The sequence below is a fragment of the Microbacterium sp. Bi128 genome, from assembly GCF_918698205.1.
Genome location: NZ_CAKKMM010000112.1, coordinates 1 through 11050 on the forward strand (window position 1 = coordinate 1; position 11050 = coordinate 11050).

Genomic DNA, 11050 nt, shown 5'->3' on the forward strand with positions numbered 1-11050 from the left:
GCTGCGGGTCCCCGCGGTGTTCATCGTCGACGGCCGTCCTCTTCCGTCGCTGCGCGGCACCATCATCGTGCTGCACGACGCGGGGTTCGACCCCGATGAGACGATCGACTGGCTCCTGACGCCCGAGGAGACGATCGGGGTCGCCCCGATCGAGGCCCTGTTGGCCGGGCGCAAGAGCGAAGTGCGTCGCGTCGCCGCGACTCTCGCCTGAGCGGACGCGGACCCGTCAGGACGTCCGCTGCGTGGCGGCGCGAGCGAGGGTGCGCAGTTCCTCCACGGCACCGGCGCCCAGACGCGCGCCGTCGAGCGCGACCTCGGCCCGACGTTCGTAGTCGGCGATGAGCTCCTCGGTGCGCGCGAGCGCGCCGGTCTCGACGATGGTCTGCTGCAGATCGCTGATGCGGTCGGCATCCAGTGTTCTGTCTCCGAGCGTGGCGTCCAGAGTGGACCGCCGTTCGGCGGACAGGGCCTGACGGGCGTACGCGACCAAGACGGTGCGCTTGCCTTCGCGCAGGTCGTCCCCCGAGGGCTTGCCGGTCACGACGCTGTCGCCGAAGACGCCCAGGACGTCGTCGCGCAGCTGGAACGCCATGCCGACGTCGTGCCCGAACCGCCCCAGGGCGTCGAGCTGAGCCTCATCGGCACCCGCGAGGGCCGCACCGATCTGCAACGGCTTCTGGATGCTGTAGCGCGCTGACTTGTACGAGGCCACGCGGAGGGCTCGCTCGGCGTGGGTGTCGTCGTCGTGTACGGCGTAGGCGGACTCCTCGGCGACGTCGAGGAATTGCCCGATCGTGACGTCGCGACGCATCTGCGCGTACTGCCGCCGCGTCGCACCAGCCGTCGGGAGCCCGTCGAGCGACTCCTCGAGCAGATCGTCGCTCCACGCCACGAGGAGGTCTCCCAGGAGCACGGCCGCCGACCGCCCGAAGGCCTCGGCGTCGCCCGCCCAGCCGGAGGCGAGGTGAACCGCCTCGAGGGCGCGGTGTGCGGCGGGGTTGCCGCGGCGGGTGTCGGAGTTGTCGATCAGGTCGTCGTGCACGAGAGCCGCGGCCTGGAACACCTCGAGGGACGCGGCGACCCCGATCGCGGCATCGTCGGGAGCGGCCGGACCGGAGGGCGAGAGCTCGTCGACGGCGCGGCGCCCCGACAGGAGGAAGCGTGCCCGCAGCCGTTTTCCGCCCTGCAACGATGCGGCCCCGGCGCGAGCCATCTTCTCTGCCTCGGACCCCAGGGCGGAGGCGTACGATATCTGTTCAGACACGAAGTTGTCGAGTCGCTGGGAAACAGCCTCGATCGGTTCCGGGGAGGTCGGCACGGGCCTAGCCTAGTGATCCACGCCCCGCGTAGAATCGATCGCACTGAGCAATAGAGGGGGATGCATGCCACTCTCCGAACAGGAGCAGCGCCTGCTGGACGAGATGGAGCGCCATCTCATGAGTAACGACGCCGACGTCGTCACGGCTCCCAATCGCGCGCTCAGTTATCGCAACATCGTGCTCGGCTCGATCCTCGTGCTCGCCGGTCTGGGGGCGCTCATCGCGGGCGTGTCCATCGGGTTCAACACCGGCGTCGTGGGGATCGCCGTGGGCGTGGTCGGATTCCTGCTCATGGTGGGCGGTGTCGTGTTCGCCGTGACGCCGACCCGCAATTCCTCTCGCGTCGCGACCGCGCCGCCGTCCGCTCCCTCTCGCGGTGCCCGAGCATCGGGCGGTTCGTTCATGGACCGCATGAACGAGCGCTGGGATCGCCGCAACGACGGGCGCTGACCCTCCTCCTCTCTCGAAAGACACCGGCTCCTCGGAGCCGGTGTTTTTTTGTGCCCGCGCGCTGACCGAATCCGCGTGATCGCTCACCGTGTCGATCCGACGCGCCGCGACGCGGGGGAGTGCGCCGGGATCTCGATGGCCTCCCTTTTCCTCCACCGGCGGGTCCCGTCGTGCGCGGTCGGTCGCTGCGGCCCCGGAAACACGGGAGTGTTCCGGCCGTCGCCGGAGGGAGGGCGGATTGTCCGCGCTGCGGTTCTCGCCGAGAAGATCCCGTATTTCGATAGCAAAGTGGAGGGCGGTGGAGTAAAGTGGGGGAAACTTCGCAGGCCGGACGAAGGGGGTGGACGCCCGAATGCTGCTCGGCACGCACACTCCCAAGCTCGACGACAAAGGGCGCGTCATCCTGCCCGCGAAGTTCCGTGACGATCTCGGCGCCGGCGTGGTGATCACCCGGGGGCAGGACCGCTGCCTCTACGTGTTCAGCACCGAGGAGTTCGAGCGCGTTCACGAGCGGATCCGCGAGGCGCCGCTCAGCAACAAGCAGGCCCGCGACTTCTTGCGCATGTTCCTTTCCGGGGCCAGCGCCGAGAAGCCCGACGGGCAGAACCGCATCACCGTCCCCCCGGCGCTGCGCGCCTACGCGGGACTGGACCGCGAGCTGGTCGTCACCGGCGTCGGCGCCCACGCCGAGATCTGGGACGCCACGGCCTGGAACACCTACGCCGAGAGCAATGAAGAGACGTACGCCGAGATGGAGCAGGAGGTGATCCCGGGACTGTTCTGATCGCCGGCTGTGATTCCCAGCCGCACGCCCTGACGCACTTCCCCGGCGCCAGGTCGAGCGGATGGGGATCAGAGCCCGCGACCTCGCCCCGTCATCATGGACATCCGCGACATCCACACCCCCGTTCTCCTCGAGCGCTGCGCCGAGCTGCTCGCCCCCGCCCTCCAGCGCGAGGGCGCGGTCTTCGTCGACGCGACGCTCGGCATGGGCGGCCACTCCGAGGCGTTCCTCGAGCGCTTCCCGACGGCCCGGCTGATCGGACTCGACCGGGACACCGATGCGCTGCGCATCGCGGGGGAGCGCCTCGCGCGCTTCGAGGGGCGCACCACTTTCGTGCACACGGTCTACGACGGCATCGCCGCGGCCGTGGCTTCGGCCGGCGTGCAGAAGGTCGACGGCATCCTGTTCGATCTGGGCGTCTCCTCGCTCCAGCTCGACGAGGCCTCCCGCGGCTTCGCCTACGCCCAGGACGCGCCGCTCGACATGCGCATGGACCAGACCTCCGGCGTCACTGCCGCCGAGGTGCTCGCCACCTACGGCGAGGGCGACCTGCGCCGCATCTTCGAGCGTTACGGCGAAGAGAAGCTCGCCGGACGCTATGCCCGCGCGATCATCGCCGCCCGCCAGCAGGCTCCGCTGGAGCGCTCCGGGCAGCTGGTCGACGTGCTGCAAGCGGCGACGCCCGCGGCCGTCCTGCGGGAGCGGCACCCCGCCAAGCGTGTCTTCCAGGCGCTGCGCATCGAGGTCAACGCCGAACTGTCCGTCCTCGAACGCGCGATCCCCGCGGCGTTGTCGGTCCTCGGTGTCGGCGGCCGCATCGTCGTGCTGTCGTACCAGTCGCTCGAGGACCGCCTGGTCAAGCGCGTGTTCGCCGAGGCCTCGGCATCCACCGCCCCCCGCGGACTGCCCGTCGAGCTTCCCGAGCACGCGCCGAAGTTCCGGTTGCTCGTGCGCGGGGCCGAACTCGCCGGCGACGACGAACGCGCGGCGAACCCGCGCGCCACCCCCGTGCGACTGCGCGCGGCCGAGAGGATCCAGGAGGACGCATGAGCGCTCCCCAGACCATCGACGCGTCCTTCCTGCCGGAGTTCCCCGTCCCGGTGCGCGAGCCGCGGCGCCTGCACGTCGTGGACGCCCCCGCCCGCCGGCGCGTGCCGCGCCGCGCGTTCGGCGTCATCGCGGTGCTGGGGGCCGTGATGATCGCGCTCGTGCAGATGGGCCTGTCGATCCTCACCACGCAGAGCTCGTTCGAGATCGCCTCGCTCACGCAGCAGCAGCGCGACCTGACGTACCAGAAGCAGATCCTGTACGACGAGGTCGCGGGCTTGAACTCGCCGCAGTACCTCGCCGCCAACGCCGCCGCACTCGGCATGGTCATCGACGAGACGCCGACGTACCTGCGCCTGAGCGACGGCGCCGTGATCGGCGCCGGGAAGCCCGCCGAGGGGGCCTCGTCGGTGGATGCCATGGGCCGGGGATCGGTGCGCAACGCCCTGATCTCGGGCGTCCCGCTGGTCACCGACCCGAAGAAGGCCGCCGAGCCCGCTCCCGCCGCCCAGGCGGGAGACGCCGCCGCCGGGACCACCCCCGTCACGGACGGAACGACTCCGGCCACGGGTTCGGCGACACCCCCTCCGATCAGCGACGGTCTGCCGACGCCCGCGACACGATAAGCCCATGACGACGACACTCTCCCGCTCCCCGCGGCGTCGCACCGTGATCGCGCTGGCGGTCGTGCTCATCGTCCTGATCGCCTTCGTCGTCCGCCTCGTGGACATCCAGGTCGTCAACGCCCGCGAGCACGTGGACGACTCGCTGGCGATGGGCCTGCAGAACTCCCGCACCGAGTACGCCTCGCGCGGGGCGATCGTCGACGAGAACGGGGTGACGCTCGCCTCGAGCGTCCACCGCTACGACGTCGAGATCGATCCGCACCTCGCCGTGCAGGGCGTCGCCGACCGCAGCGGAGACGACGTCGACGCCACGCGGACCTGGCCCGAGATCGCCGCGCAGATCGCGGCGATCACCGGGCAGGATGCCGCCGCCGTCGAGAAGATCGTCACCGACGCCGTCGCGGAGAACCCCGACTCGCAGTGGGCGCAGATCACCAAGGACGTCTCGACCGAGCAGTACCGCGCCCTCGCGGAGCTCGGACTGCCGTTCTTGAGCTTCCCGCCGCAGGCGGGGCGCGTGTACCCGGACGGTGCCGTGGGCGGCAACCTCATCGGCTTCGTCGGCAGCGACGGCCAGGCCCTGGCGGGTCTGGAGTTGGCTGACAACGACTGCCTCTCGTCGCAGAACGGCAAGGTCGTCTACCAGCGGGGCCGTGACGGCGTCGTGCTGCCGGGCACCGAGGTCGAGACCGAACCCGCCGTCGACGGCGGCACCCTCAAGCTCACGATCGACCGCGACCTGCAGTGGTACATGGGCCAGCTCATCGCCGAGCAGGTGCAGAACACCGGGTCGCTGCGCGGCACGATCACCGTCGTGGAGGCGAAGACCGGCAAGGTGCGCGCGCTGGCGGAGTACCCCACCGTCGACCCCAACGACCCCACGTCCACGCCCGCCGCCGATAGGGGCAGCAACGCCTTCTCGAGCCCCTTCGAGCCCGGGTCGACCTTCAAGGCCCTCACCGCCGCGATCGGCCTGGACAGCGGATCGTTCACCACCGACACGACGGTCACCGCGTCCTCGCGCGAAACCCTGGGCGGCGACGCGCGGGTCTCCGACTCGTTCTCGCACCCGGCGAACAACTACACGCTCACCGGTGTCCTCATCGACTCCTCGAACGTGGGTATCTCCAAGTTCGGCGAGAAGATCCCGAGGGACACCCGGTACGACTACCTGCAGAAGTTCGGGCTCGGGACCCCCAGCGCCATCGGCTTCCCCGGCGAGTCCGGCGGCATCCTTCACCCGGCCGACAAGTGGGACGATCAGACGTTCTACAACACGACCTTCGGACAGGGACTCTCGGTGACCGTTCCCCAGCTCGTCGGGGCGTACCAGACGATCGCCAACGGGGGAGTGCGGATGCCGCTCTCTCTCGTCGAGAGCTGCACGGCCGCCGACGGCACCGTCACCGATGTCCCCTCCGCCGAGGGGCAGCGCGTGGTCTCGGCCGACACCGCCTCGAAGGTCTCGCTCATGCTGGAGAACGTGGCGACCCAGGGCACGCTCGCCTCGCAGGTCGCCGTCCCCGGCTACCGGGTCGCGATCAAGACCGGTACGGGTGAGAAGACCGACCCCGACACGGGCGCGTACAAGCCCGACGCGTACTTCACGACCATGATCGGCTTCGCACCCGCGGACGACCCGCAGTACATCGTCGCGGTCAACCTCGATGAACCGCGAACGGTAAAGTCGTCTGCGGCCACGGCTCCCGCCTTCCAGAAGGCCCTCACCCAGGTGTTGAAGAACTACCGGGTGATCCCGTCCGGAACCACGACCCCCGAACTGCCCAAGTTCGGCTGAGACACCGGATGCCGGTCTCCCCCCGACACGGAAAGGGCGTCCGTACACAGCAATGATCTCCTCCAGCCTCTCCCACATCGCCGCCGTGCTCGGCGGCCGTCTGGTCCTGCGCGGCGACGACACCCCCGACACCGTCGTGGACGGTGACGTCGACACCGACTCGCGCCTCATCGAGCCCGGCGGCATCTTCGTCGCCAAACCCGGCGAGACGACCGACGGACATCTGTTCGTCCCGGCCGCGATCGAGCGCGGCGCGGCACTGGCCCTCGTCGAGCGCGAACTCGACGATCCCGTCACCCAGATCGTCGTCGACGACGTGGTCACCGCTCTCGCCGATCTCGCCCGCGACGTCGTCGCACGCGTGCGTGCGACGGGCGATCTGCGGATCGTCGGCATCACGGGCTCCAACGGCAAGACGACGACGAAGAACCTCCTCGCGCGCATCCTGCGGGACGAGGGCGCCACGGTCTCGCCCCGCGCCTCTTTCAACAACGAGGTCGGCGCGCCGCTCACGATGCTGCGGGTGACCGAGGACACTCGGTTCCTCGTCAGCGAGTTCGGCGCGAGTGCGCCGGGGGCGATCGCCCACCTCGCGGGCCTGGTCACCCCCGACATCGGGGTCGTGCTCATGGTCGGCATGGCACACGCCGGCGGCTTCGGGGGCATCGAGTCGACCTTCCACGCCAAGAGCGAGCTCGTGCGCGCGACCCGCGAGGGCGGCCTCGCCGTCCTCAACGCCGACGACCCGCGCGTGTCGGCAATGGAGCCCCTCGCCCGCGAGCGCGGCCTCGACGTGCGCTGGTTCGGCCGCGGAGACCGCGCGACCGTGCGGGCCGTCGACGTCGAGGTCTCGGCATCCGGCACGCGCGCCCACCTCGTCATCGACGGAGAAGAGCACACGCTGACGCTGCGCGTTCTCGGCGAGCACCACGTCATGAACGCCCTCGCCGCGATCGCCGCGGCCACGGCGCTCGGCGTCACGGCGGCGGATGCCATCGCGCGCCTGGAGACCGTCGAGATCGCCGAGCGGTGGCGCATGCAGCCGCTCGGTTCCGACCGCGTGCGGATCATCAACGACGCGTACAACGCCAGCCCCGACTCGATGTCGGCGGCTCTGCGGACGCTCGCGCAGATCACCGGTCCCGACGAGCGCACGGTCGCGGTGCTCGGGGCGATGAGCGAGCTGGGCGAGTACGCCGACGAGGAGCACGACCGGGTCGGGCTCCTCGCGGTGCGACTGCGCATCCAGCGCATCGTCGTCGTGGGGCAGGAGGCGCGCCGCATGTACCTCGAGGCGATCGCCCAGGGCTCGTGGGACGGCGAGGCCGTCTTCTTCCCGGATGCCGACGCCGCCTACGACTACCTCGTGGGTGAGCTGCACGACGGCGACCGCGTGCTGGTGAAGTCGTCCAACTCCGCCGGGCTGCGGTTCCTCGGCGACCGTCTGGGAGAATCGTACGCGTGAGATCACTTCTGACATCCGCGGGGATCTCGCTCGCCTTCACCCTGTTCCTCACACCGGTGTTCCTCCGGGGGTTCCGGAAGTGGGGTTGGGGACAGGTCATCCGCACGCCCGAGAACGTGCACAACCCCTCGCACGGGGCCAAGCGCGGCACGCCCACCATGGGCGGCACGATCTTCATCGCCGGAACGATCATCGGGTACCTCATCGGCGCCTACGCCGGCAACAATCCGCCCACCGTGTCGGGTCTGCTGGTCCTCTGGCTCATGCTGGGCTTCGGTGTCGTCGGCTTCATCGACGACTACATGAAGGTCCGGTTCCAGAACAGCCTCGGCCTGTCGGGCTGGCGGAAGATCGCCGGTCAGGTGCTCGTGACGGTGCCCTTCGCGATCGTCGCCCTGAACTTCCCGAACGCGTTCGGCCAGACGCCGGCGTCGGGGTACATCTCGATCTTCCGCGACATCCAGGTGCTGTCGCTGTTCGCGCTCGGGCCGATCCTCGGGTGGCTGCTCTACCTGGCCTGGATCTCGCTCATCGGCACCGCGGCCTCCAACTCGGTCAACGTCGCCGACGGTCTGGACGGTCTGGCGGCGGGGTCGGGGATCTTCGTCGTCGGGGCGTACAGCCTCATGGCCTTCTGGCAGAACAAGCAGATGTGCGCGGACGTGCTCGACCCGTCGGTGCAGGCCGGCTGCTACGCCGTCCGCGACCCCTTCGACCTCGCGATCGTGTCCGCCTCGTTCGTGGGCGCGCTCGTGGGCTTCCTGTGGTGGAACGCGCCGAAGGCGAAGGTCTTCATGGGCGACTGCGGGTCGATGGCGATCGGCGGCGTGATCGCCGCCCTCGCGATCCTCACCCGCACCGAGCTGCTCCTCGTGCTCATCGCCGGCGTCTACGTCATCGCGTCGGGCTCGGTGATCCTGCAGCGGGCGTACTTCAAGATCACGCGCGGCAAGCGGATGTTCCTGATGAGCCCCCTGCACCATCACCTCGAGATGCGGGGGTGGCCCGAGGTCACCATCGTCGTGCGGATGTGGATCATCGCGGGCCTGCTCGCCGTCTCGGGCGTGGGCTTCTTCTACGTGGAATGGCTGGCTCGGGTATGAGCGCCGAGCGGGTGGCATCCCTGCACAGCTGGTACGCCGAGTGGAAGGGACTCCGGGTCGCCGTTCTCGGCCTGTCGGTGACCGGCTTCTCGGCCGCGGACACCCTCGCCGAGCTCGGCGCGGACGTGCTCGTCGTCACCGCGAAGGCCGACCAGGAGTACTCCCGGCTGCTGCCGGTCATCGGCGCCGCGCTCCACGTCGGCCCGCTCGACGCCGTCCCGGCCGTGCTGAGCGACTTCGCGCCCGACGTCGTTCTCGCCTCGCCGGGCTTCCCCCCGTCGCACCCGCTCATCGCGTGGGCGCAGGCGAGCGGCATCCCGCTGTGGGGAGACGTCGAGCTGGCCTGGCGCGTGCGCGACAAGGTCGTGCGACCCGACGGGCGTCCCGCCGACTGGATCCTCATCACCGGGACCAACGGCAAGACCACCACGACGCGTCTGACCGCCGAGATGCTCGTCGCCGGTGGGCTCCGCGCCGCACCGGTCGGCAACATCGGCACCCCGGTCCTGGACGCCGTGCGCGACCCGGCCGGTTTCGACGCGCTCGTCGTCGAGCTCTCCAGCCACCAGCTCTGGTACCTGAACCTGCAGACGGGGCCCGACGCGCTCTCTCCGCACGCCGCGGTGTGCCTGAACCTCGCCGACGACCACCTCGAGTGGCACGGGAGCTTCGCCGCCTACCGCGACGCGAAAGCCGGGGTCTACGCCCGCACCCGCGTGGCCTGCGTCTACAACAAGGCCGACGATGCCACCCGCGAGATGGTCGAGGATGCCGAGGTCGTCGAGGGCGCCCGCGCCATCGGTTTCGATCTGGGTGTCCCCGGCCCGAGCGACCTCGGCCTCGTCGACGGCATCCTCGTCGATCGCGCGTTCCTCGAGGAGCGCGCGACCTCGGCGCTCGAGCTCACGACCGTCGCGGACCTCGCGGAGCAGGGATTGGCGGCCCCGCACGTGGTGTCCAACATCCTGGCGGCCAGCGCGCTGGCGCGCTCGCTCGGCGTGGCGCCCGCCGACATCCACGACGCGCTCGATCGCTTCCGCCTCGACCCCCATCGCATCCAGGTCGTCGCCGCGCACCGCGGGATCACGTGGGTCGACGATTCCAAGGCGACGAATCCGCACGCCGCGGGCTCGTCGCTGGCGGCCTACCCGGGTGCGGTGTGGGTCGTGGGCGGTCTGCTCAAGGGCGTCGACGTCGCCGAGCTCGTGCGGACGCGCGGCGCAGCCGCCCGGGCCGCGATCGTCATCGGAACCGAGCGCGGCGACATCGTGGCCGCGTTCGAGCGACACGCCCCCGCGGTTCCCCTCTTCGAGGTCGACCACACCCAGACTGAAGACGTCATGGCACGGGTCGTCGAACTGGCGGCCGACGTGGCCCGGGACGGAGACACCGTGCTCCTGGCCCCCGCGGCGGCGTCGCTCGATCAGTTCGTCTCCTACTCCGACCGGGGCGAGAGATTCGCCGAGGCGGTGCGGGCGTGGATCGCCGGCCAGGACGACGGATCGGCTCGACGGCAGGACTAGGGGGACACCGCGTGACCACCACGGCACCCCCTCCCCATCAGGCGCCCGAGGACGAGCCCGCTCGCCGCGGGCTGTCCGCGCGCGTCTCGCTCGGCCGTGCCTTCCAGCCGGTACCCAGCGAGTTCCTTCTCATCGCCTCGGCGGCACTCCTGCTCACGGGCTTCGGCCTGGTCATGGTGCTGTCGGCGACGTCCGCGCTGGACGGCGGCCAGAACCCCTTCGACCACGTGCTGAAGCAAGGCATCTTCGCGGTCGTCGGCATCCCGTTGATGTTCGTGCTCAGCCGGGCGCCGATGCTGTTCTGGAAGCGCATCGCGTGGCCCGTGCTGATCTTCGCGACACTCTTCCAGCTGCTGGTCTATGTTCCGGGCCTGGGAATCGAGTCCTACGGCAACCGCAACTGGGTGCAGATCGCCGGGTTCCAATTCCAGCCCGCCGAGTTCCTCAAGCTCGCCCTGGCGCTGTGGATGGCGGCGGTGCTCTACCGCAAGCGTCGGCTGCTGACGTCGTGGAAGCACGTGTTCATCCCGGTCGTGCCCGTGGCCGTGCTCGTGATCGGGACGGTGCTCGGTGGCAAGGACCTCGGCACCGTGATGATCCTGGTGCTCGTGGTGCTGGGCGCCCTGTTCTTCGCCGGCATCAAGCTGCGCATGTTCATCGTGCCCGCGGTGCTCTCGCTGGTCGTGGTGCTCGTCTCGGCGCTCGGCAGCGAGAACCGCATGGCGCGCATCGCGAGCCTCTTCGACCCCGATGACGCCTCGTGCTACTACACCTCGTGCTACCAGTCGCTGCACGGGGTGTGGGGGCTGGCCAGCGGAGGACTGCTCGGACTCGGTCTGGGCAACTCGAAAGAGAAGTACGACTGGCTCCCCGCGGCGGCCAACGACTACATCTTCGCGATCATCGGCGAGGAGCTGGGTCTGATCGGATGCCGC

At 70.0% G+C, this 11050-nt stretch carries 11 protein-coding genes; 10 read left to right on the plus strand and 1 reads right to left on the minus strand.

The features are described 5' to 3' along the window. Nucleotides 1-211, plus strand: a 211-nt coding sequence (locus tag LQV45_RS10435; protein ID WP_253074568.1) for an Rv2175c family DNA-binding protein, incomplete at its 5' end; no start/stop codon positions are given. Nucleotides 212-226: 15 nt separating this feature from the next. Here the strand turns inward: LQV45_RS10435 and LQV45_RS10440 are convergent. Then, entirely contained in the window at nucleotides 227-1318 is a 1092-nt protein-coding gene (locus LQV45_RS10440) for a polyprenyl synthetase family protein (protein WP_230006954.1), read from the minus strand. A 64-nt stretch (nucleotides 1319-1382) separates the two neighbouring features. On the opposite strand from LQV45_RS10440, the gene LQV45_RS10445 reads away from it, so the two are divergent. From LQV45_RS10445 to LQV45_RS10485, 9 genes are all read left to right on the plus strand, one after another. Beyond that, nucleotides 1383-1769, plus strand: coding sequence for a DUF3040 domain-containing protein (locus LQV45_RS10445; protein WP_230006955.1), 387 nt, complete (start codon nucleotides 1383-1385; stop codon nucleotides 1767-1769). Between the two features lie 352 nt (nucleotides 1770-2121). Then, nucleotides 2122-2553 carry a division/cell wall cluster transcriptional repressor MraZ gene (mraZ, locus tag LQV45_RS10450; protein WP_128216332.1) on the plus strand — a complete coding sequence of 144 codons (432 nt, stop codon included), beginning with the start codon at nucleotides 2122-2124 and terminating at the stop codon, nucleotides 2551-2553. Between the two features lie 96 nt (nucleotides 2554-2649). Further along, entirely contained in the window at nucleotides 2650-3603 is a 954-nt protein-coding gene (gene rsmH, locus LQV45_RS10455; protein ID WP_230006956.1) for a 16S rRNA (cytosine(1402)-N(4))-methyltransferase RsmH, read from the plus strand. After that, complete coding sequence (locus LQV45_RS10460; protein ID WP_230006957.1) at nucleotides 3600-4226, plus strand: hypothetical protein; 627 nt, start codon at nucleotides 3600-3602, stop codon at nucleotides 4224-4226. Before rsmH ends, LQV45_RS10460 begins: the two co-directional genes overlap by 4 nt. A 4-nt stretch (nucleotides 4227-4230) precedes the next feature. After that, nucleotides 4231-6024 (plus strand): penicillin-binding protein 2, encoded by a 1794-nt coding sequence (locus tag LQV45_RS10465; protein ID WP_230006958.1) that lies wholly within the window; start codon nucleotides 4231-4233, stop codon nucleotides 6022-6024. Nucleotides 6025-6076: 52 nt separating this feature from the next. After that, nucleotides 6077-7489, plus strand: a complete 1413-nt coding sequence (gene murF, locus LQV45_RS10470) for a UDP-N-acetylmuramoyl-tripeptide--D-alanyl-D-alanine ligase (protein ID WP_230006959.1) — start codon at nucleotides 6077-6079, stop codon at nucleotides 7487-7489. Continuing rightward, entirely contained in the window at nucleotides 7486-8592 is a 1107-nt protein-coding gene (mraY, locus tag LQV45_RS10475) for a phospho-N-acetylmuramoyl-pentapeptide-transferase (protein ID WP_138174873.1), read from the plus strand. Before murF ends, mraY begins: the two co-directional genes overlap by 4 nt. Beyond that, a complete protein-coding gene (gene murD, locus LQV45_RS10480) occupies nucleotides 8574-10115 on the plus strand; it encodes a UDP-N-acetylmuramoyl-L-alanine--D-glutamate ligase (protein WP_374208182.1) in 1542 nt (513 codons plus the stop codon). Before mraY ends, murD begins: the two co-directional genes overlap by 19 nt. Nucleotides 10116-10126: 11 nt before the next feature. Beyond that, nucleotides 10127-11050, plus strand: a 924-nt coding sequence (locus LQV45_RS10485; protein ID WP_230006960.1) for an FtsW/RodA/SpoVE family cell cycle protein, incomplete at its 3' end; no start/stop codon positions are given.

Excerpts from the sequence above, each read along its gene's own strand:
- LQV45_RS10445 (WP_230006955.1), top strand. The coding sequence starts at position 1,383 with ATGCCACTCTCCGAACAGGAGCAGCGCCTGCTGGACGAGATGGAGCGC.
- mraZ (WP_128216332.1), top strand. The coding sequence starts at position 2,122 with ATGCTGCTCGGCACGCACACTCCCAAGCTCGACGACAAAGGGCGCGTC.
- rsmH (WP_230006956.1), top strand. The coding sequence starts at position 2,650 with ATGGACATCCGCGACATCCACACCCCCGTTCTCCTCGAGCGCTGCGCC.
- LQV45_RS10460 (WP_230006957.1), top strand. The coding sequence starts at position 3,600 with ATGAGCGCTCCCCAGACCATCGACGCGTCCTTCCTGCCGGAGTTCCCC.
- LQV45_RS10465 (WP_230006958.1), top strand. The coding sequence starts at position 4,231 with ATGACGACGACACTCTCCCGCTCCCCGCGGCGTCGCACCGTGATCGCG.
- murF (WP_230006959.1), top strand. The coding sequence starts at position 6,077 with ATGATCTCCTCCAGCCTCTCCCACATCGCCGCCGTGCTCGGCGGCCGT.
- murD (WP_374208182.1), top strand. The coding sequence starts at position 8,574 with ATGGCTGGCTCGGGTATGAGCGCCGAGCGGGTGGCATCCCTGCACAGC.